The following is a 20183-nucleotide window of genomic DNA, read 5'->3' as shown; positions in this document are numbered from 1 at the left end:
TGAGATGGCACTTTGATGCTCACTCCAAATGAACAGATGAAGGCGGCGGCGTGAAAGGCGCCGCCTGGCCGTTATTGCGAACCGAAAACCCCGGTCCAATAAATCCCGGCGTCACTCTTCGGGTCCATGGCATAGGCAGCGCCCAATTCGCGAAATTGCGGGTTCATCAAGTTGGCGCAATGGCCTGGGCTGGCGAGCCAGCCGTCCACGACTTTACGCGGGGTGTCGAGGCCCGCCGCGATGTTCTCGCCGATGTTTTTCGCGATGTACCCGGCCAGCTCGGCCCGGTCGCCGGGCGTGCGGCCATCGTGGTCGAGGTGGTCGAAGAAGTTGCCGTTGGCCATGTTGCGGGTGTGGCTGTTGGCGGCACCGGCCAAGTCATCGTTCCACGACAGCGGCGTGGTTGCCGTGAACGCTTGGGTGCCACATTGACGCGGTTGCGCGCGGGCGGCATTGACCAGGTTGAGAAGTTGCTTGCCTTCGGTCTGCCAATCGCCCAGGCCGCTGGACAGCAGCGGGCGTGCCAGCACGATGCGCCAGTCCTGGCCGCTGTTGCTCACGCCGATGTCGACAAATTGCGGGTCGAGCACCACGCGGCAGAAACTTTCGCGCACGGCCTTCATGGCGGCCTGGGCATCCTTGGGGCCCGACAGGCTGATGGCCTGCACGTTGACCATCGGGTACGCGGCCCGCGCCAGCGCCTGCTGCAAGTCGCCGACATTGGTCGCCGGCAGCACCAGCCGCGTATCGCTGGCCAAGGGTGGCAGTTCCTGGGAACCCTGGTTACCGCAGCGCTGCACCTGGCTGCGGTACTGATTGATCTGTTGCACCAACTGACTTTCTTCATTCGCCATCGCGCTGGCGCAGAACGCCAGACTGGCGGCCAGCGTCGTAAGACCCATCATCAATGACAGCACGCGCATGGACGTTACCCTTGAGCTTGAAAGTGCCCATGATGCGCGATGTAACCCGGTCTGGCGCAACGCCTTTTTTGTTTTTTTGCCTCAACGGGTGTTCTGCAGGCCGTTCACGGCGCTGTGGCGGCGCCTGGCAAAGGTGCTGGCGACGATGATCAAGGCCAGTGCCACGGCGAAGGTCACGTGCAGGCCATTAGCCACGGCTTGCCCCGTGGCGTGGGTTACATCGGGGCTGGCCCAGGCAAACACTGCGCCCAGGCCCGAGGCGCCAACAATCAGGCCGAGGTTGCGCGACAGGTTCAGCAGGCCGGAAATCGTGCCGCGTCGCGAGGCTGCGACATCGCTCATCACCGCAGTGTTATTGGCGGCCTGGAACAGGCTGTAGCCCAGCGTCAACAGGATCAGCGAGGCCAGGTACGCCAACAGGCCTGCGGCGAGAGACAGTGACAAGGCGCCGAAGGCCATGAGGCCCAACCCCGTGAGGGTCATGCGCTGGCTGCCGAAGCGGTCGGTGAGGTGGCCCGCCGGTAGGCCGTTGAGCGCTGAGACACAGGGCCCGACCGCCATCGTCAGGCCCATTGCGGCGGAGTCGAGCCCCAGGCCATGGGACAAATAGAACGGCCCGACCACGAAGGTAGCCATGATCACCGCCGACACCAACGCACTCATCGCCAGGCCGGCGCGCAACGCTGGCTCGCGCAATGGCACCCAGAATGCCTCACGCGAAGTTGCGGTGCCGTGCTGCCGATCCACCGGCAAATAACGCCAGGCGAGGGCGGCAGCCAACACGCCCAATGGCACACCCACCAGAAACAACGCGCGCCAGCCCCACACACCGAGCAGCACGCCGCCGACACTCGGGCCCATGGCCGTGCCCACGGCTGACATCGTGCCGAGCAAGCCCATCACGCGCCCGGTGCGCTCTTTGGTAACGGTGTCGCCGACCATGCCCAAGGTCATCGCCATCATGACCGCCGCACCCAGGCCTTGCAGGATGCGCGCGCCAATCAGCCATTCAAGTGTGGGCGCGACGCCGCACAGCGCGCAGGCCAGGCTGAACAGCAGCAAGCCCATGACCAACAGCCGACGGCGCCCGAAGCGATCACCGAGGCTGCCGGCGTTGACGATTACCGCCGTGATCGCCAACAGGTAGGCCAGCACCACCCATTGCACGGCGTGAAACGATGCATCAAACACCTGCGCCAAGTGCGGCAGGCCGACATTGGCGATGCTGGTGCCGAGCGAGGCCAGCAACATGGACAGCGACAGCGCGACGAGGCTGCCTCTTGGAGACGTGGGCATGGGGCGATTCCTTGAATGAACGTAGCTGTCGCCAATCTACGTCGTCGCCTAATATGGCGGAAGGCGCACGGTTTTCAGCCTATACGTGCATCAAACGCCTTATAAGGAGTGCCCATGCCCGATCTCAACTTGCTGATCACCCTGGATGTGTTGCTCACCGAAGGCAGTGTCGCGCGTGCGGCCCAGCGCCTGCGCCTGAGCCCATCGGCCATGAGCCGCGCACTCGCACGCTTGCGCGAAACCACCGGCGACCCCTTGCTGGTGCGCGCCGGGCGCGGCCTGGTGCCCACGCCGCGCGCGCTCGAGCTACGTGAGCAGGTCAGCCGACTGGTGCAGGAGGCGCAGACGGTACTGCGCCCCGCGCAAACTTTGGACATGGGGCAGGTGACGCGCACTTTTACGCTGCGCGCCAGCGAGGAATTTGTCGAAAACCTCGGCCCGGCGTTGCTGGCGCGTATCGCCCAGGAGGCACCTGGCGTGCGCTTGCACTTCGTCAACAAAACCGACAACGACTCTGCGCTGCTGCGCGAGGGCAGCGTCGACTTGGTGATCGGTGTGGTCGACCCCGGCGCCAGCCCTGAGGTGCTGACCCAGGCGCTGTTTCGTGATCGCCTGGTCGGCGTGGTGCGCAGCGGCCATCCGCTGAGCCAGGGCGCCGTCAGCGCCGAGCGTTTCGCCGAAGGCCGGCACGTGTACGTCTCCAGGCGCGGGCTCGACCGTGGCCAGGTCGACGAGGCCCTGCAAGCACAAGGCCTGAACCGTGACATCAGCACTATCGTCGCCGGGTTTGCCACCGCGATTGCCCTGGCCCGCGACACGAACCTCATCGCCAGCGTGCCCGAACGCTACACCGTCAACCAACGCGAGGGGCTCTACAGCTTTGCGCTGCCGTTATCGATACCGACGTTTACCGTGGCCATGCTCTGGCACCCACGCCAGGACGCCGACCTGGCCCATCGCTGGTTACGCGGTTGTTTGCGCGAGGTGTGCGGGCCATGACCCGGCTGCAACAGGTACAATCGCCGCTGCCTTGACGCGAAACCCCAGGAATTTGCATGTTCAGCCTTACCCGCTACACCACACCGTGCCCCGAGCCAATCAACGCGCAGATCCTGCAGATGGTGGTGGATAACCTCACTGACATCAGCAGCGTGGCGCTGCCGCCGAGTAACTTGCTCTACAACATCTACCAGTACGCCATTGGCTTTGAGGTGCACCTGTACCTGGAGGCACTGAACGGCTCGAAAGGCATTGCCGTTGAACTGGTGGTGGCGATGGACGCGGAACAGCTTGTTGGCTTTTGCCTGTACCTGCCGGTCAAAGATGACCCGCAAGCCTGCGGCATCGCGTTCATGGCGGTGCAGGCCGGCAGGCGCCGCCAGGGTGTGGCCCGCGCGATGATTGAGGACGTGCTGGCGCGCTATCCCCACGCCGAGTTGGCCTGTGCGGTGGAAAAGGTCCCGGCTTTTGCGGCCATGGGTTTTCAAGTACGCGGCGCGCGCGGCACGCAGGTGCTGATGAACACCCGGGACTACGGCACTGACGGTTTGATGGGCGTGCTGGACGTGGCGGCGATTTATAGCTCGCTGGAAGTGCGGCAGATTCACACGTACCTGCTGCAAAAGCACGGCAAGCGCGCGATGGTGGATGCGGAGAAACAGCGCGATCGGCACCTGGACCAGTTGGTGCGCAAGGTTCAGCGGTTTATCGCTGAACAATAAAGTGCCCGCCGTGGTTGCTGTGGCGAGCGGGCTTGCCCCGCGTTGGGTTGCGCAGCAGCCCTAATCCGGTCACCGCGTTTTTACAGGAAATCTGCGGTGGTCCATTGGGGCTGCTTCGCAGCCCAACGCGGGGCAAGCCCGCTCGCCACGACAAGCCCGCTCGCCACGACAGGCCTGCTTGCCACAATTGCTCACTGGCCAAAAAGCTCACTGACCACAGCAAGCCTGTTTGCTACAAGTGATTAGGGCTTGGCCAGGTTCCAGTTGCCGCCAACGCCGTCACCGCTGATGTCGCCCGGTTTGCTGTCCTTGACCCAGGTGTACAGCGCCTGGCCTTTGTAGGCCCATTGTTTGCTGCCGTCGTCACGGGTGATCACGGTGTAGCCGTCGGCATCTTTTGCCGCCGCCTGGGCGGTGAACGCCGGCCAGTTGGCCAGGCATTGGCCGTTGCACACCGATTTACCCGCGCTGTCTTTGGCGAAGGTGTAAAGGGTCATCCCTTTGCTGTCCACCAGCACTTTGCCTTTGGCGCTGTCGGCCACTTTGGCCGGGGCGGCAAACGCCATGGACGACGCGCAGGCAATCAGGACGGCAACAGCGAGGGAGAATTTTTTCAGCATGACGAGCTCCAGGGTGTTTTCGAATTGGGGGTCTGGCCTTGTGCTGTATTCACAAGCCGTACTCAGGTAAACACCCGTCGCGCCGCTTTATTCCCCCCGCGTGAACAATTAATTATTTAACTGCGCCCGCGATTGACATCCGAGTGGCTGCTGGAGCCTGAAAGCGCTGGCGCCCAGGCGCATTTGACGACAGCAGGACCGAGTCTGTGCGAAAAGCCCGGAACTCAATCAAGCATTGGCACCACAGACTGTCTGCTGATCAACGCAGTTGGTTCAGCGTTCCTACTACTTTATTTGGAGTTCCCTCTATGAACATTGGCGGATTAAGCGCTGGGTCTGCACTCAGCAACGTTGATATGTCTCAGATGAACAGCAAGAACACTGGCGATGAACAAGCCTGCGACGCTAAGAGAAACGATGAAAAGCGTATTCAGACTGACGCAAACTCCAAGTCGCAAAGCGAAATGGTGAACCTGCGTCCGGTCGCCAATATGCTGCCGGAAAACGATCAGCAGATCTCGTTCTGATAGAGCGGCCTGCACGACTGGCATGACAAGGCGCTCGGATTTTAGCCTTCGCGAAACAAATCGTGGGCATCGAGCAAGCGGTAGGCAATTTCCGGGCGTTTTTCCATGCCGCGCCGAATGGCTGCCGGAATCGATTGCCGGGTCTTGCGGCACAGGCCGGGCAGGTCGTCGATAACAATCTGTATGCCGCGCATGCTCTTTACCTCGGTGTAACCCGGCGCGACATGCACGCGGATGCCCAATTGATGGTACATCAGCTGCTGCATGCGCTCCAGGTCTTGCAGGCTCTTGAGGTCTTCGAGGCGCTCGATCAGCTTTTTCTCTTCCTGACGTGTCAGGTTCAGAATGCGCAGATCGGCGCCGGGCGCCTGCAGCAGCTGTTCGCGTTCGCAGACACAGGCGCCGGGTGGGCAGGGTTGGCGAATGTTCATATGCAAGCCCTCCCCAATGGCGATGCTGCTGCTTTAGTAGCTCAGTGCGACCCCAAGACTGCCCAGGGCCTTCCAGTACTCAGGGTAGGTCTTGGCCACGCAATCGGGGTCTTGAATGCGGATACCCGAGACTTTCAGCCCGGCGAGGGCAAAGCACATGGCGATGCGGTGGTCGGCGTGGGTGTCGATCAGCGCGGTGCACGATGTACCGGCCAAGGCTGGATCGCTGGCCACCAGCAGGTCGTCACCTTCGATGCTGGCCAAACCCGGACGAATTTCATTCAGGCCGTCGTGCAGCGCCTGCACACGGTCGCATTCCTTTACACGCAGGTTGGCCAATTCGGTGAAGCGTACCGGGGTGTTGTTGAACGCCGCGAGTACCGCCAGGGTCGGGATCGCGTCCTGCATTTGCGAACCGACGACGGTGGCCTGCATGTTCGGGAACTGGGCGATCACGGCTTGGGCCTTGGCGTCCGGCTGGGTGAAGTCCTGTGCCGCCACGCCAATGTCGATGCGCCCACCAGTCAACACTTCGGCGGCCCACAAATAGGTGGCAGCGGAAGCATCGGGTTCGATCAGGTAGTCGTGGGCGGTGTAGCCGGTCGGGGCCACGCGCCAGGTGGTGTCGTCGACGACGTCGACCTGCGCGCCAAAGGCCCGCATGCAGTCCAGGGTCAGGTCCACATAACCCCGCGCGCCGATGTCCTTGCCGGTCAATGCCACGTCAATCGGAGCTTCGCCGCAGGCCGCAAGCATCAGCAAGGCCGACACGTACTGGCTGGACAAACCGCCATCGATTTCAAAGCGCTTGGCCTGCACCTTGCCGACGCCGTGCACGGTCACCGGCGGGCAGCCAGTGGGGCTGTCGACGCGGATGCCGTTCTGGCCGAGGGTGGCCAGCAGCGGGCCAATCGGGCGTTTTTGCATGTAGTCGTCGCCGGTCAGCACCACGGTGCCTTGCACGGTGGCCACGGCGGCCGTCAGAAAGCGCATCGCGGTGCCGGCGTTGCCGAGGAACAGCGGCTGCGCCGGCAATTGCAGCTTGCCGGAGCTGGTGACGACGAAGGTGGTGTCGTCCGGCTCATCAATGCTCACGCCCATCTGGCGCAGGGCCACCGACATGTGGCGGGTGTCATCGCTTTTCAGCGCGCCGCTCAAGCGGCTGGTGCCCTTGGCCAGGGCCGCCAGCAACAGGGCGCGGTTGGTAATGGACTTGGAGCCGGGGGGCGCGACCTTGCCGTTCAGGGCGAAATTGGGCGGTGTAACGGTCACGGTTTTCTGCGAGCTCAAGGTGCAAGGCTCCTGATCAAGGCGAGGTGGTGCGCAGTGGCGCGACGGGACCCGAATAATCAGCCAAACACGCCACGCTTGTCGAGCAGGTATCGTTGTGCGGCGTGTATTGCCGCGTAATCCGCTGGCGGACAGTGATCAGCGTTTGCTCAACCAGTAATCATGCAGTGCCCGCGCAGCCGGTTCGATTGCGCTGACTCGCTGTTGATGGGCGTCTACATCCAGGTCCGCCGGCAACTCGAAGTTGTCCTGCTCGGCACACCAGGAAATTTTCTCCAGCAGTGCGGCCTGCTCGACGGGCAGTTCAGGCCAATTGCCTATCGCGGCGCCACGGATGTAGCCAAAGCACCATTCCTCAGCCAGCGTCACGACTTGGCCCTGATGCTCGGTGTCATCAAAACGAGCTTTGAATGCCTGGGCATCGGTTGCCAGTTGCGCGGCGAGGGTATTCATATGGCGCACGCACAGTTCCAGGAACTGCTGGGCCTCTTCAGCGTTCTCCCAGTCCGGGTTCTGCCCACCCCAAATGGCCGGGAACCACTGCGCGACGTCCACTTGCGCCGGGCTTGAAACCAGCGCGGTGAAGTAGCCGTCGAGTTCGGCCAGGTTCAGCACCGAATGATCGTCGCCGTATTTGAGCAGGGTGTCTTCGATGAATTCGAAATCGGCGGCGTTGAGAGGTTGGGTGAGCATGGCATTTCCTTTGAGCGTCGAGCGCCGCGAGTGGGGCGGCTTAAAGCGCAAAGGATGGCGCTTAGGCGGGCTTTTTTCCAGCGTTTTCCCAGCGCGCGCACAGCTTGCTCACGCACATCGAACCCACCACTGCGAGGATGATCGGCACCAGAAAGTCGTGATCGATGCGAGTAAATTCCGCCACCAGCACAATCGCGGTCAGCGGCATGCTCATGCTCGCCGCCAGGAATGCCGCCGCGCCGATGATTGCAAAGGCGCCCAATGGCACACCGGGCCACGCCAGGCTCCAGGCGCCACCGAGGATGATTGCCAATAAGGCACCATTCGCCAGCCCCGGCGTCAGCAGGCCGCCTTCGGCCCCGGCGCGCAGGCTGCTGGCGGTGATCAGCACCTTGACCACCAGCAGAATGGCGGCCAGGGTGATCGTCAGTTCATTGTCGAAGCCCAATTGCGCCGGGCCTTTGCCATTACCGAGGATTTGCGGCAGCAGCATCGCCAGCCCGCCGATAATGGTGAAGTTGAGCAGCGCCAACACCGGCAGGCGCCAGCCACGCGCGGCATTCGCCCTGGCAGCGCCGGTAAAGCGGGTAAAACCGTAGGCGGCCAGGCCAAACACCGGCCCGCACACCACCGCCCAGGCAATCAGCGCCGGGCTCAGCACAAAGTGCGGCACTACATATTGCGACTCTGCGCCCAGGCCGATCCACGCCACCGCCGCACCAAGGGCCGAGGTCGCCAGCGCAATCACCGCCGCCGGCCAGCTGAATGCCGCTACCAGCACTTCCAGCACAAACACCGCGCCGCCCAGCGGCACGTTGTACACCGCCGCGAGCCCGGCACCCGCGCCGCAGGCCACGATTAATCGGTGCATCCGGGGTTCCAGGCGTGCGCGCTGGGACAACCAGCTTGCCACCACCGCGCCGACTTCACGCGGCGCCACTTCGCGCCCCAGCGGCGAGCCGAGGGCCACAGTGATGATCTGCAACAGGGCGTGGGCGAGGGTGGTTTTGGGTGGCATGCTCGGCATCTTTTCCGACACCGCCTGCTTGATGCTCACCAGTGGGCGGCCATAGCGATAGATCGTCCACCAACCCACGCCGGCGACCAGGCCGCACATCACCAGGACGATAAACCGGCGCTCCGGCGCGGCGGCCGTTACGCCCCATAAAAAGGTTTCATGACTGACCAGGCTGTCGAGGCTGTAGCCGTAAGCCAGGTGCTGGATGCCATGCAGCAGCAACGCCAGAAGCATGCCGCCCAGGCCGGCGCCAATACCGGTCAGCACGACCACCAGGGCCAGAATCAACGATGAACGAAACGTGGACGGCATACACGGCTCCAGGCAAGGGCCCTGATTGTATAGCCGATAACGCGCGCTTCCGGGATGAAATGTAACGCGGGTGCATGAACCGCGCGCCCACAACATTCCATTACGTTGCCAGTCCCGTTTTTGGCTGATGCGCCGTCGCGCTCCCTTGTTATAGTTCGGGCCTTATCACTCGCCAGTCAGGGATCACTGCCATGTCCGAATACCACGCTTTCGTCGTCGAACTCACCGGCAACGTTGCCCATGTGCAGATCAACCGCCCGGAAAAGATCAACGCGATGAACGCGGCGTTCTGGACCGAAATCATCGACATCTTCCAATGGGTCGAAGACACCGACGCTGTGCGCGCCGTGGTGCTCAGCGGCGCCGGCAAGCATTTTTCTTCGGGTATCGACCTGATGATGCTCGCCTCGGTGGCCAATGAATTCGGCAAGGACGTGGGCCGCAACGCACGCCTGCTGCGCCGCAAGATCCTCGAACTGCAAGCCTCGTTCAATGCCGTCGACAACTGCCGCAAGCCCGTGCTGGCGGCGATCCACGGTTACTGCATCGGCGGCGCCATCGACCTGATCAGCGCTTGTGACATGCGCTACGCCGCTGAAGACGCGCAATTTTCGATCAAGGAAATCGACATCGGCATGGCCGCCGACGTCGGCACCTTGCAGCGCCTGCCGCGCATCGTCGGCGACGGTATGCTGCGTGAGTTGGCCTACACCGGCCGCCAGTTTGGTGCCGAGGAAGCGCGTAGCATCGGCCTGGTCAATCGCGTGTACGCGGATTACGAAAGCCTGCTGGCCGGGGTGATGGAAATTGCCCGGCAGATCGCCGCCAAGTCGCCGATTGCCGTGACCGGCACCAAGGCCATGATCAGCTATATGCGTGACCACTCGGTCAATGATGGTTTGGAATACGTTGCCACCTGGAACTCGGCTATGTTGCAATCCAACGACTTGCGCGTGGCCATCGCGGCCCATATGAGTAAGCAGAAACCCGAATTCGTGGATTGACCGACATGACCCCAGGCTGGATTACCACAACGCTGCTGGACAACGACGCCCCCGGCGGCTGGGCCGTCGCCCGCAGCCGCGAAGGCTTTTTGCATGACACCAACGGCCCGCTGTTCCCGCGTGAATGGCTCAAGCGCCAGGACCTTTCAGTGTTCGCCGAACACGGCATCGGCCACCTCGACGGCGAGCCGGTGTACCTGCTGGAACTCAACGCCGCCAGTGAAGTGCCCGGTTGCAGTTGGCAGGGCTTGCGCGGCTTTATGCTGCAAGGCGACCACACGCTGTACAAAGTGCTGGGCTACGCCGCGCAAATCGGCACCTGGGCGCGCGAGCACCGCTTTTGTGGCAGTTGCGGCCAGGCCATGGTCCAGGTGCCGCGCGAGCGTGCGATGTTCTGCCAGGCCTGCGACCTGCGCAGTTACCCGCGTATTTCGCCGAGCATGATTGTGCTGGTGACGCGCGGCGACGAGATTCTGCTGGCACGCTCGCCGCGTTTCGTCACGGGCGTCTACAGCACCCTGGCCGGGTTTGCCGAGCCGGGTGAGTCGGCTGAAGACTGCCTGATTCGCGAAGTGCGCGAAGAAGTGCAGGTGGAGGTCAAGAACATCCAGTACATGGGCAGCCAGTGCTGGCCGTTCCCGCATTCGATGATGCTGGGCTTCCATGCCGAGTACGCCGGTGGCGATATCGTGCCCCAGGCCGATGAGATCGAAGACGCGCAGTGGTTCAACATCCACGACCTGCCGCCGTTGCCGGCGTCACGTTCGATTGCGCGTTACCTGATCGACCTCTACCTGGCGCGCCGTTTAGGCCACGCTGAACCAGTGCTGCCAGGCTAGGCGCACCGTCAGGCCGAGGACCACGGTGATAAACACCGGGCGAATGAATTTGGCGCCGCCGCTGATCGCGCTGCGTGCGCCAAAGAACGCGCCACACATCACCGAGAAGCCCATCGCCAGGCCGACAATCCAATCCACCGAGCCGTTGAAGATAAACACTGACAGCGCCGCCGCGTTGCTGACGAAGTTCATGCTGCGCGCCACGCCGCTGGCTTTGACCAGGTCAATGGGGTGCAGCAGCATCGTGCTCACGGTCCAGAACGCGCCGGTGCCGGGGCCGGCCACGCCGTCGTAGAAGCCCAGGCCGAAGCCTTGGGTGGCTTGCCATTTCTTCTTGATCGGTGCGTCAAAGTCGAGCGGCGCCTTGGGCGTGCCGCCGAACAGCAGGTACACACCGCAGCCGAAGACGATCACCGGGAGCATTTTGTTCAGGGTTTCGGCGGGCAGGTAGTGGGCGACCACCGCGCCAGCGAGGGCGCCGATCAGGGTGCCGACGATGGCGTGCACCCATTGGCGCGGGTGGAACAGCTTGCGTCGGTAGAAGGTGAAACTGGCGGTGGCGGAGCCGAAGGTGGAGCTGAGTTTGTTGGTGCCCAGTACCAGGTGCGGCGGCATGCCGGCGGTGAGCAGGGCCGGCGTGGTGAGCAGGCCTCCACCGCCGGCGATGGCGTCGATGAAGCCGGCTATAAACGCAACGACGGCAAGAATGGCGAGGGTGGTCAGGTCAACGCTGAGTTCGAAGGGCATGGGCAGGGCTTATTCTTGGCAGGGCGCAGCGAAGGGGCTGCGCCAAAGGCCTGCATCTTACCTGCCGGATGTACCCAGATCCAAATGTGGGAGCTGGGTTGCCCCCGATGGCGGCCTGACAGCCGACCAGGGTGCTGGGTCAGACCGAGTACATATCCATTCCTGCGGTAACGGCCACTTAGGGTTCCGCTCTTACAGCGGGTCACTTTTTGAGGGACCAAAAAGTAACCAAAAAGTCCTCGCCCCACCACTCGGCACCTCGCCTAGGCTCGGTGTGCCCTCACTCCGGCTTTGGAGCGGGGGCCGCCGCGATGGGCCATCCCTGGCCCAGCGCGGCTAAACCGGCGTCCTGCCGGTTTACCCCCGCTCCAAAGCCTGCGTTCGGCCAGCGTGGTTGACGGGGCGATCCCAGATCAAGATCAAGATCAAGATCAAAAGCAAGAGCACGGCGGCCTAGTAGCCGACCTGAGTGGTTGAAGCAAAAGCAGGGCAAAAGCACATCTTCCTGATGTACTGCGATCCAAGTGTGGGAGCGGGCTTGCTCGCGAATGCGGTGGGTCAGCCGGCTCATGTGTCACTGACCCACCGCCTTCGCGAGCAAGCCCGCTCCCACAATTTTACCGAGTTCGGCCGTCAGAGTGCTGTGCTCTGCTTTTCTGTGGGAGCTGGCTTGCCTGCGATGGCATCAACTCGGTGTACCTGACACACCGAGGTGTCTGCATCGCAGGCAAGTCAGCTCCCACATTTGATTGAGTTCAGCTTCAAAAGTCAGGTCGGCTGTCAGGCCGCCTCGGCCTTGCTTTTGATCCAACCACTCAGGTCGGCTACCAGGCCGCCGTGCTCTGCTTTTGATCTTGCTTTTGATTTTGATCTTAGGCGCCCCGTTAAACCACGCTGGCCGAACGCAGGCTTGAATCCGTGGGTAACCCGGCAGGACGCCGGGTTAGCCGCGCTGGGCCAAGGATGGCCCATCGCGGCGGCCCACGGATTCAAGCCTTCGTTCGGGCACACCGAGCCTAGGCGAGGTGCCGAGTGGTGGGGCAAGAGCCCTTTGGTTACTTTGGGGCTTTTCCAAAGTGACCCGCCGTAAGGGCGGAACCCATATCAGCCCTAACCCCAATAACGGATATGTACCCAGCGGCCCCGCGCCAACCGCAGTACTCAACCCGTAAAAAATATTAGGCTGCGATAGCGGTAGGGCAGGCCCAACGTCTGTCACTGACCCGGCGCCATCGCAGGCAAGCCAGCTCCCACCTATTTATGGGTGCCCAGCCACTCCAGCGCCGTACGCCACACACAAATCCCCAGGAAGTAAGCCGACATCAGCGACCACAACCCGAACGTCCACGGGTTGGTATTCGGATAATCCACCACCATCAAAAAGCTGCACAGCAACCAGATCGTGGTCACGGCGATGTTGATCGGCATAAACCGCTTGACCCGAAACGGATGCAAAAACTTCATCGGCGTCACGGTCAGCAGCGCCAGGCCAATCACGGTCAGCAAGGTGACCCAGGCTTCCGGCTGGATGATGTACACGCACAGGGCAACCACGTTCCAGGCGGCGGGGAAGCCGACAAAGTAGTTGTCCTTGCTCTTCATGTTCACATTGCAGAAGCAGAACAGCGACGACACCAGAATCACCGAGACGGTGAACAGGTGGGTAAATTCCGGCAGGTCGATATAGCGGTAGATAAACAGCGCCGGGATAAACACATAGGTCAGGTAATCAATCACCAGGTCGAGCACCGAGCCGTCGAAGCTCGGTAATACCGTGCTGACATTCACCCGTCGCGCCAGCGAACCGTCAACGCCATCGACCACCAGCGCCAGGCCCAGCCACAGCAGGCAAGCCTTGGGAGAGTTTTCCAGCAGGGCCAGGGTGGCCAGGAAGGCCAATACCACACCGGTGGCGGTAAAGCCGTGGGCGCCCCAGGCTTTGAGTCTGGCTACATGCAGGGTCGATATCACGGGCGGTTCTCCAAAAGGTGAAACAGGGCAGCCGACGACGTAACGCCGTCGAGTCTGGCCAGGGAATGCAGGTATCGACCGGGAAGGGGAGGATAAGGTTCACCGCCCCGGTGTATGACTTAGCGTAGCAAGCGTAGGACGTTTCAGCATCAACCCTGACGGAACACCAGCGCCTTCAGGCCACTTTGCGGGTCGATATCCGGGAATTCAGGCGGGTTTTGCAGCCGTTCCACAAAGCGCAGGCCCGGTGCTTCGCGGGTGACGCCGTCGATCAGGAAGTCTTCACCGAACGCCGGGTCGTTCATGCACGCCAGCACGGTGCCCTGTGGTGTGAGCAAATCCGGCAGGCGGCGCAGCACGCGCTGGTAGTCTTTGGTCAGCAGGAAACTGCCTTTCTGGAAGGATGGCGGGTCGATGATCACCAAGTCATAAGGGCCGCTGTGAGTGACCTTGGCCCACGACTTGAACAGGTCGTGGCCGAGGAAGGTGACCTTGCCGAGGTCATGGCCATTCAAGCGGTGGTTGTCGCGGCCACGGCTGAGGGCGCCACGGGCCATGTCGAGGTTCACGACGTGGTCGGCGCCGCCTTCGATGGCGGCGACCGAAAAGCCGCAGGTGTAGGCAAACAAGTTCAGCACCCGCTGGCCCTGGGCCTGCTCGCGCACCCAGTTGCGGCCGTAGCGCATGTCGAGGAACAGCCCGCTGTTCTGTTTTTTGCCCAGGTCGATCAGGTAACGCAGGCCGCCCTCGGTGATGGTCAGCTCGTCCACGGCTTCACCGACCAGCCATTCGGTGGTGCTTTGCGGCAGGTAGCGGTGTTGCAGGGCTACGGTATAAACGCCGAACTGCTGCTTGAGCATTTGTTTCAACGCCTCCAACTGCTCGGCGTCGGGCTCTTTGAACAGCGAGACCAGCATCACACCTTGCAACCAGTCCACCGTCAGTTGCTCCAGGCCCGGCCAGCAGCGGCCACGGCCGTGAAACAGGCGCCGGGTCTCGGTGGGCGGCGTGGCCAGGGCGGTGAGCAGGTGGGCGTGCAGGGTGGCGAGTACGTCTGGGGTCATCGGTCAGCGTCAGTCATTAAGCGGGCGGCATTTTAAACACAGTTGCAACGTTTCGTGTGGCTTGAGCACAACGTGCTGGGAAAAAGCTAATTGGCAGTGATTCATGCTCAAAATCGACGCGCCTGCGCCGGATAACAGGCAAAAAATCCTCAAGCCCCGACATAAACTGGAAAAAAAGCCCGGAGGTGCCCATGAACGGTTTCGCGAGTGCAGTCAATCACACCGCGTTGGATCAAGTAGAGCAGGACGAGTGGCGCGACGCCCTGGCCTCGCTGGTGGCCAACGCCGGCCCCGAACGCGCACGGCAGATCCTCGACCTGCTGGCCCGCGAAGGCAGCGCCGCGCACATCGACTGGAAACCGCGCCACGGCACGCCTTACATCAACAGCATCAGCGTCGAGCAGCAGCCTGCCTTTCCCGGCGACCTCGCCACCGAAGAACGCCTGGCCTCGCTGGTGCGCTGGAATGCCTTGGCCATGGTGGTGCGCGCCAATCAGGCGTATGGCGAGTTGGGTGGCCATATCGCCAGCTACGCCAGCGCGGCGGATTTGTTCGAAGTGGGCTTCAACCACTTTTTTCGCGCCCGAAATGACAACTTTGGCGGTGACCTGGTGTTCTACCAGCCGCATTCCGCGCCGGGTATTTATGCGCGCGCCTATCTGGAAGGCCGCCTGACTGAAAACGACCTGGCGCACTACCGCCAGGAAATCGGCGGGCCAAAAAACGGCGCCCGTGGGCTCTCCAGCTACCCGCACCCGTGGCTGATGCCGGACTTCTGGCAGTTCCCCACCGGCTCCATGGGCATCGGCCCGATCAGTTCGATATTCCAGGCGCGCTTCATGCGCTACCTGCAACATCGCGGCTTGCTCGATACCACCGACCGCCATGTCTGGGGCGTCTTCGGCGACGGCGAAATGGATGAACCGGAAAGCATGTCGGCCCTGACCCTGGCCGCCCGTGAGGGCCTGGACAACCTGACCTGGGTGGTCAACTGCAACCTGCAACGCCTCGACGGCCCGGTGCGCGGCAATGGGCGGATCATCGATGAACTTGAGGCGTTGTTCGCCGGCGCCGGCTGGAACGTGATCAAACTGGTGTGGGGCTCGGATTGGGATGGGTTGCTCGCCAAAGACGCTGACGGCGCGCTGGTGAACACCCTGTCGCAGACCGTCGACGGGCAATTCCAGACCTTTGCCGCCAAGGACGGCGCGTATAACCGCGAACATTTCTTCGGTCAAAGCGCGTCACTCGCCAAACTGGTCGAGGGCATGAGTGACGAACAAATCGACCGCCTCAAGCGCGGCGGCCATGACATGGTCAAGATCCACGCCGCCTACCACGCCGCACGCCGCGTCAAAGGCCAGCCGACGGTGATCCTGGCCCAGACCAAAAAGGGTTTCGGCATGGGCGAAGCCGGGCAGGGCAAGATGACCACCCATCAGCAGAAGAAGCTGGATCGCGACGCGCTGATCGCCTTCCGCAATCGCTTCCAGTTGCCGCTGTCGGATGAGCAGACCGAAGCGCTGAGCTTCTTCAAACCCGCCGATGACAGCCTCGAACTGCGCTACCTGCACCAACGCCGCAACGCGCTCGGTGGCTATGTGCCGAGCCGCAGCCAGGCCGCGGCGCCAGTCGCTGTGCCACCGGTGACTGGTTACGCCGGTTTCGCCACGGCGGCCGCCGGCAAGGAAATGTCGACCACCATGGCCTTCGTGCGCATGCTCACCCACCTGCTCAAGGACAAAGCCCTCGGCCCGCGCATCGTGCCGATCGTGGCGGATGAGGCGCGTACCTTCGGCATGGCCAACCTGTTCAAGCAGATCGGCATTTATTCCAGCGTCGGCCAGCGTTACGAGCCGGAAGACATCGGCTCGATCCTCAGCTACCGCGAAGCCACCGACGGGCAGATTCTCGAAGAGGGCATCAGCGAAGCCAGCGCCATCAGCTCGTGGGTGGCGGCGGCGACCAGCTACTCGGTGCATGGCCTGCGCATGTTGCCGTTCTACATCTATTACTCGATGTTCGGCTTCCAGCGCGTCGGCGACCTGATCTGGGCTGCCGCTGACCAACGCGCCCGTGGTTTCCTGCTCGGTGCCACGGCCGGGCGCACCACCCTGGGCGGCGAAGGCTTGCAGCACCAGGACGGCAGCAGCCACCTCAGCGCCGCCACCGTGCCCAATTGCCGCGCCTACGACCCGGCGTTTGCCGGCGAGTTTGCGGTGATCCTCGACCACGGCATGCGCCAGATGCTCGAACACGACGTGGACGAGTTCTACTACGTGACCCTCATGAACGAAAACTACCCGCAGCCGAGCCTGCCGCAAGGCGTGGAAGCAGCGATCATCAAAGGCATGTACCGCCTGCAGGGCGCGGCTGACGCCAAGGTGCGCCTGTTGGGTTCCGGCACGCTATTGCGCGAAGCCCAGGCGGCGGCACAGTTACTGGCTGAGGATTGGCACGTGGCGAGCGAGGTGTTCAGCGTCACCAGTTTCAGCGAGCTGGCGCGGGATGCGCGGGAGGTGGAGCGCTGGAATCGCTTGCACCCGCAGGGCGCCAAGCGCGTCAGCCATGTGAATACCTGCTTGCCCAAAGGCGCGCCGGTGATTGCCGTGTCCGACTATGTGCGCGCAGTGCCGCAGATGATCGCGTCGTATCTGGACTCCCGCTACACGGTGCTCGGCACTGACGGTTTTGGTCGCAGTGATACACGGGCGGCGTTGCGTGATTTCTTCGAGGTGGACAGGCACCACATTGTGCTGGCGGCGCTGACGGCGTTGGTGGAGCAGGGGAGTTTGGCGCCGCAGGTGTGTGAGCAGGCGATTGAGCGGTATGGCTTGCAGGCGGAGCGGGAAGCTTCCTGGGCCTCCTGACTGACACAAATCCAAATGTGGGAGCGGGCTTGCTCGCGAAAGCGGTGGATCAGTTACAAATGTATTGACTGACACGCCGCCTTCGCGAGCAAGCCCGCTCCCACATTTCAGTTTTGTAGTGTCTGTTAGAACGTGGCAATCAGGGCAGGCCCAAAGGCCTCTTTCAGAAACCCCGGCGCGATGTAGCGCTCGTAGTGCGCCTCGGACAACAGGAAAAACTCCCGATCAATCGCATCACGCAAATCCGCAAGGCTGCGCTCACGAAACTCCGGCAACAAGGCCAGGCCATACGCATCCAGCCTGGAAATCACCCGCGCGCCCCGCGCAATCAGCTGGTACGCCCAGCAATACGGCGACTGGTGCGGCATAAAGCGAATCTTGCGGTCTTCCAACTGCTGGCGCAGGCGTTGTGGGTCGAACACTTCCAGCTTGCTGGCCATCACCTGCACCAGCAACTGCTCCAGACGCAGCCACACGGCCTGTTTCTCGTCAGCGTTGTAGCCATTCCACTGAATCACTTCATGGTGATAACGCTTGCAGCCCCGGCAGACCAGGTCGCCGTAAACGGTGGAGCACAGGCCGACGCAGGGCGTTTTGATGGTTTGATTGGGCATAAAGGTATGTTTGCAAAATGTATGGAACACCGATAACCAATGTGGGAGCGGGCTTGCTCGCGAATGCGGTGAATCAGTCAATGCATCTGTGACTGACACTGCTCATTCGCGAGCAAGCCCGCTCCCACATTTGGTTTGTGTTGTTGATCAGTCCCAGCTCAGTGCGCCGCCGGTTTGATACTCGATCACGCGGGTCTCGAAGAAGTTTTTCTCTTTCTTCAAGTCCATAATCTCGCTCATCCAAGGGAACGGATTCGTTGTCCCTGGATACTCTTCCTTCAACCCAATCTGCGACAAACGACGGTTAGCGATGAACTTCAGATAGTCCTCCATCATCGCCGCATTCATCCCCAACACCCCACGAGGCATGGTGTCACGTGCGTACTCGATCTCCAGCTGAGTCCCTTGCAGAATCATCTGTGTCGCTTCTTCCTTCATCTCGGCATCCCACAAATGCGGGTTTTCGATTTTGATCTGGTTGATCACATCGATACCGAAGTTCAGGTGCATCGATTCATCGCGCAGGATGTACTGGAACTGCTCCGCCACGCCGGTCATTTTGTTGCGACGGCCCATGGACAGGATCTGGGTGAAGCCGCAATAGAAGAAGATGCCTTCCAGGACGCAGTAGTAGGCGACCAGGTTGCGCAGCAACTCTTTATCAGTCTCAACGGTGCCGGTTTCGAACTTCGGATCGGAGATCGAACGGGTGTACTTCAAGCCCCAGGCGGCCTTTTTGGCGACCGATGGAATCTCGTGGTACATGTTGAAGATTTCGCCTTCATCCATGGCCAGCGATTCGATGCAGTACTGGTAGGCGTGGGTGTGGATCGCTTCTTCGAAGGCCTGGCGCAGGATGTACTGGCGGCATTCCGGGTTGGTGATCAGGCGGTACACGGCCAGCACGAGGTTGTTGGCAACCAGGGAGTCGGCGGTGGAGAAGAAGCCGAGGTTGCGCATGACGATGCGGCGTTCGTCATCGGTCAGGCCTTCGGGGTTTTTCCACAGGGCGATGTCGGCGGTCATGTTGACCTCTTGCGGCATCCAGTGGTTGGCGCAGCCGTCGAGGTATTTCTGCCAGGCCCAGTCGTACTTGAAAGGCACGAGTTGGTTGAGGTCTGCGCGGCAGTTGATCATGCGTTTTTCGTCAACGGCGACGCGGGCGGCGGAGCCTTCGAGTTCGGCGAGGCCTTCGGCGACGTCGAGTTTGTCGAGGGCGGCCTTGGCGCGGATGATCGCGGCGGAGTCATTGGCAGTCACGTTGCGCGCTTCCAGCGCGGCAGCGGCGCCGGCACCGTCGAGGCGGTCCATGTTGGCTTCGCTGGCATGCCCGGCGTTGGCGCCCTTGATCACCGCTGCACCGGTGTCTTCGTTGTCGACTTCATCCCAACTCAGCATTGAAATACTCCTTCCTGGTCTGTTCTGACGGTGTGTGAACCCGTCCAAAAATATGCGGTTTGCAGGCTACTAGGCATTGAAATATTGCGCGTAGTGTGGTCGGTAAATACCGATACTGCACACTATGTAGTGGTCTGTTCTGTTTGTGGGCACACTATATGGTGTGTAACAAAGTAGGTCAACGACACAAAACGGCATCGATCGTCGCAGGGGCCATGAGCAAAACTCACACCCCTATGACTTTTAATGGTTACGGCCGCTGCCAGCTCCAGTGCTAAAAAATCGCCAACAAGCTCCCCTCATAACAACAACGAGCGTTTGCGAAATGAAACCACTTGATCTGTACATCGGCGAGGGCTTCGAAGGCCCAGGCGTCAATGCTGCCCACATCAACATCCTCATCGGCCCACGCAACGGGCCGGCCGGCCAGGCGTTTGCCAACAGCCTTGCGTCGCCAAGCCAGGGCCATTGCCCGTTCATGGTGATTGCCCAGCCAAACATCCCGGTCAAGCCCATGACCCTCTACGTCAACAAGGCCGCGATTGGCAGCGACTTGCACGGCAATGCCACCTGGGGCGCGTCCCAGGCCGGTATCGCCAAGGCCGTGCTGGAAGCCTTGCTCGACGGCACCTTGCCGCCGGAAGCCGAAGACGAATGGGCCATCATCACCGCCAACTGGGTCAACCCGGCCTGCGATGACTTGGACGCCGTCTACCTGAACAACTACAACGCCTGCCGCACCGCGATCCGCGCCGCCCTCAATGGCACGCCCTACACCGCGCAACTGGCCGATGTGGTCAACCACATCAGCAACCCTTTCTACACGCCAAAGGCCTGAGGACATC

19 protein-coding genes are annotated in these 20183 nt (G+C 61.9%); 7 read left to right on the top strand and 12 right to left on the bottom strand.

Annotated features, from left to right (window positions below; translation table 11 throughout):
* Positions 1–71 precede the first annotated feature (71 nt).
* Together PspR76_RS16860 and PspR76_RS16855 are read right to left on the bottom strand one after the other, a co-directional pair.
* Positions 72–923 (bottom strand): CAP domain-containing protein, encoded by an 852-nt coding sequence (locus PspR76_RS16860; protein ID WP_159957031.1) that lies wholly within the window; start codon positions 921–923, stop codon positions 72–74.
* A gap of 81 nt (positions 924–1004) precedes the next feature.
* Positions 1005–2219: an MFS transporter gene (locus PspR76_RS16855; protein WP_159957029.1), complete on the bottom strand. Its 1215-nt coding sequence runs from the start codon at positions 2217–2219 to the stop codon at positions 1005–1007.
* Positions 2220–2333: 114 nt separating this feature from the next.
* On the opposite strand from PspR76_RS16855, the gene PspR76_RS16850 reads away from it, so the two are divergent.
* The gene (locus tag PspR76_RS16850) at positions 2334–3218 is read left to right on the top strand and encodes a LysR family transcriptional regulator (RefSeq protein WP_159957027.1); all 885 of its coding nucleotides are present in this window, start codon (positions 2334–2336) and stop codon (positions 3216–3218) included.
* A 56-nt stretch (positions 3219–3274) separates the two neighbouring features.
* The gene (locus PspR76_RS16845; RefSeq protein WP_159957025.1) at positions 3275–3940 is read left to right on the top strand and encodes a GNAT family N-acetyltransferase; all 666 of its coding nucleotides are present in this window, start codon (positions 3275–3277) and stop codon (positions 3938–3940) included.
* 242 nt (positions 3941–4182) lie between these two features.
* On the opposite strand, the gene PspR76_RS16840 is transcribed toward PspR76_RS16845, so the two are convergent.
* The gene (locus PspR76_RS16840) at positions 4183–4560 is read right to left on the bottom strand and encodes a COG4315 family predicted lipoprotein (protein WP_159957023.1); all 378 of its coding nucleotides are present in this window, start codon (positions 4558–4560) and stop codon (positions 4183–4185) included.
* 308 nt (positions 4561–4868) lie between these two features.
* Between PspR76_RS16840 and PspR76_RS16835 the strand changes: the two genes are divergently transcribed.
* Complete coding sequence (locus PspR76_RS16835) at positions 4869–5087, top strand: hypothetical protein (protein ID WP_159957021.1); 219 nt, start codon at positions 4869–4871, stop codon at positions 5085–5087.
* Between the two features lie 41 nt (positions 5088–5128).
* Here the strand turns inward: PspR76_RS16835 and PspR76_RS16830 are convergent, their stop codons facing one another.
* The 4 genes from PspR76_RS16830 to PspR76_RS16815 all read right to left on the bottom strand — a co-directional run bounded on the left by PspR76_RS16830 (position 5129) and on the right by PspR76_RS16815 (position 8831).
* Positions 5129–5518, bottom strand: a complete 390-nt coding sequence (locus PspR76_RS16830) for a hypothetical protein (RefSeq protein WP_159957019.1) — start codon at positions 5516–5518, stop codon at positions 5129–5131.
* A 33-nt stretch (positions 5519–5551) separates the two neighbouring features.
* On the bottom strand, positions 5552–6808 hold the full coding sequence (aroA, locus tag PspR76_RS16825; RefSeq protein ID WP_159957017.1) for a 3-phosphoshikimate 1-carboxyvinyltransferase: 1257 nt from the start codon (positions 6806–6808) through the stop codon (positions 5552–5554).
* 138 nt (positions 6809–6946) lie between these two features.
* Positions 6947–7501: a UPF0149 family protein gene (locus tag PspR76_RS16820; protein ID WP_159957015.1), complete on the bottom strand. Its 555-nt coding sequence runs from the start codon at positions 7499–7501 to the stop codon at positions 6947–6949.
* Between the two features lie 61 nt (positions 7502–7562).
* The gene (locus tag PspR76_RS16815; protein WP_159957013.1) at positions 7563–8831 is read right to left on the bottom strand and encodes a chloride channel protein; all 1269 of its coding nucleotides are present in this window, start codon (positions 8829–8831) and stop codon (positions 7563–7565) included.
* Positions 8832–9022: 191 nt separating this feature from the next.
* On the opposite strand from PspR76_RS16815, the gene PspR76_RS16810 reads away from it, so the two are divergent.
* Both PspR76_RS16810 and nudC read left to right on the top strand, forming a co-directional pair.
* Entirely contained in the window at positions 9023–9835 is an 813-nt protein-coding gene (locus tag PspR76_RS16810; RefSeq protein ID WP_159957011.1) for a crotonase/enoyl-CoA hydratase family protein, read from the top strand.
* 5 nt (positions 9836–9840) lie between these two features.
* Positions 9841–10674 (top strand): NAD(+) diphosphatase, encoded by an 834-nt coding sequence (gene nudC / locus PspR76_RS16805; RefSeq protein ID WP_159957009.1) that lies wholly within the window; start codon positions 9841–9843, stop codon positions 10672–10674.
* On the opposite strand, the gene PspR76_RS16800 is transcribed toward nudC, so the two are convergent.
* The 3 genes from PspR76_RS16800 to PspR76_RS16790 form a co-directional block, all read right to left on the bottom strand.
* Complete coding sequence (locus tag PspR76_RS16800) at positions 10642–11421, bottom strand: TSUP family transporter (protein ID WP_159957007.1); 780 nt, start codon at positions 11419–11421, stop codon at positions 10642–10644. The genes nudC and PspR76_RS16800 overlap by 33 nt on opposite strands.
* 1254 nt (positions 11422–12675) lie before the next feature.
* Entirely contained in the window at positions 12676–13392 is a 717-nt protein-coding gene (gene pcsA, locus PspR76_RS16795) for a phosphatidylcholine synthase (protein ID WP_159957005.1), read from the bottom strand.
* Positions 13393–13541: 149 nt separating this feature from the next.
* On the bottom strand, positions 13542–14456 hold the full coding sequence (locus tag PspR76_RS16790; RefSeq protein WP_159957003.1) for a class I SAM-dependent methyltransferase: 915 nt from the start codon (positions 14454–14456) through the stop codon (positions 13542–13544).
* Between the two features lie 191 nt (positions 14457–14647).
* Here PspR76_RS16790 and mdeB point away from each other — a divergent pair, with 191 nt between their 5' ends.
* Complete coding sequence (gene mdeB, locus PspR76_RS16785; RefSeq protein WP_159957001.1) at positions 14648–17326, top strand: alpha-ketoglutarate dehydrogenase; 2679 nt, start codon at positions 14648–14650, stop codon at positions 17324–17326.
* 125 nt (positions 17327–17451) lie between these two features.
* Here the strand turns inward: mdeB and PspR76_RS16780 are convergent, their stop codons facing one another.
* Together PspR76_RS16780 and PspR76_RS16775 are read right to left on the bottom strand one after the other, a co-directional pair.
* Positions 17452–17940 carry a DUF1289 domain-containing protein gene (locus PspR76_RS16780; protein ID WP_159956999.1) on the bottom strand — a complete coding sequence of 163 codons (489 nt, stop codon included), beginning with the start codon at positions 17938–17940 and terminating at the stop codon, positions 17452–17454.
* A 147-nt stretch (positions 17941–18087) separates the two neighbouring features.
* A complete protein-coding gene (locus PspR76_RS16775; protein WP_005788524.1) occupies positions 18088–19338 on the bottom strand; it encodes a ribonucleotide-diphosphate reductase subunit beta in 1251 nt (416 codons plus the stop codon).
* A 325-nt stretch (positions 19339–19663) separates the two neighbouring features.
* Between PspR76_RS16775 and fae the strand changes: the two genes are divergently transcribed.
* On the top strand, positions 19664–20176 hold the full coding sequence (gene fae / locus PspR76_RS16770; protein WP_159956997.1) for a formaldehyde-activating enzyme: 513 nt from the start codon (positions 19664–19666) through the stop codon (positions 20174–20176).
* Positions 20177–20183: the final 7 nt, after the last annotated feature.

The sequence above is a fragment of the Pseudomonas sp. R76 genome (genome assembly GCF_009834565.1).
Lineage (GTDB): Bacteria > Pseudomonadota > Gammaproteobacteria > Pseudomonadales > Pseudomonadaceae > Aquipseudomonas.
The sequence above is the reverse complement of the archived record's forward strand: the minus strand, read 5'-3'. Positions and strand labels throughout refer to the sequence as shown.

Bases quoted from the DNA above. Each gene is read 5' to 3' on its own strand.
- PspR76_RS16810 (WP_159957011.1), top strand. From the start codon at position 9,023: ATGTCCGAATACCACGCTTTCGTCGTCGAACTCACCGGCAACGTTGCC.
- PspR76_RS16840 (WP_159957023.1), bottom strand. From the start codon at position 4,560: ATGCTGAAAAAATTCTCCCTCGCTGTTGCCGTCCTGATTGCCTGCGCG.
- PspR76_RS16860 (WP_159957031.1), bottom strand. From the start codon at position 923: ATGCGCGTGCTGTCATTGATGATGGGTCTTACGACGCTGGCCGCCAGT.
- PspR76_RS16850 (WP_159957027.1), top strand. From the start codon at position 2,334: ATGCCCGATCTCAACTTGCTGATCACCCTGGATGTGTTGCTCACCGAA.
- PspR76_RS16855 (WP_159957029.1), bottom strand. From the start codon at position 2,219: ATGCCCACGTCTCCAAGAGGCAGCCTCGTCGCGCTGTCGCTGTCCATG.
- PspR76_RS16845 (WP_159957025.1), top strand. From the start codon at position 3,275: ATGTTCAGCCTTACCCGCTACACCACACCGTGCCCCGAGCCAATCAAC.
- PspR76_RS16830 (WP_159957019.1), bottom strand. From the start codon at position 5,518: ATGAACATTCGCCAACCCTGCCCACCCGGCGCCTGTGTCTGCGAACGC.
- PspR76_RS16775 (WP_005788524.1), bottom strand. From the start codon at position 19,338: ATGCTGAGTTGGGATGAAGTCGACAACGAAGACACCGGTGCAGCGGTG.
- PspR76_RS16835 (WP_159957021.1), top strand. From the start codon at position 4,869: ATGAACATTGGCGGATTAAGCGCTGGGTCTGCACTCAGCAACGTTGAT.
- mdeB (WP_159957001.1), top strand. From the start codon at position 14,648: ATGAACGGTTTCGCGAGTGCAGTCAATCACACCGCGTTGGATCAAGTA.
- PspR76_RS16780 (WP_159956999.1), bottom strand. From the start codon at position 17,940: ATGCCCAATCAAACCATCAAAACGCCCTGCGTCGGCCTGTGCTCCACC.
- PspR76_RS16820 (WP_159957015.1), bottom strand. From the start codon at position 7,501: ATGCTCACCCAACCTCTCAACGCCGCCGATTTCGAATTCATCGAAGAC.
- nudC (WP_159957009.1), top strand. From the start codon at position 9,841: ATGACCCCAGGCTGGATTACCACAACGCTGCTGGACAACGACGCCCCC.
- PspR76_RS16800 (WP_159957007.1), bottom strand. From the start codon at position 11,421: ATGCCCTTCGAACTCAGCGTTGACCTGACCACCCTCGCCATTCTTGCC.
- PspR76_RS16790 (WP_159957003.1), bottom strand. From the start codon at position 14,456: ATGACCCCAGACGTACTCGCCACCCTGCACGCCCACCTGCTCACCGCC.
- PspR76_RS16815 (WP_159957013.1), bottom strand. From the start codon at position 8,831: ATGCCGTCCACGTTTCGTTCATCGTTGATTCTGGCCCTGGTGGTCGTG.
- fae (WP_159956997.1), top strand. From the start codon at position 19,664: ATGAAACCACTTGATCTGTACATCGGCGAGGGCTTCGAAGGCCCAGGC.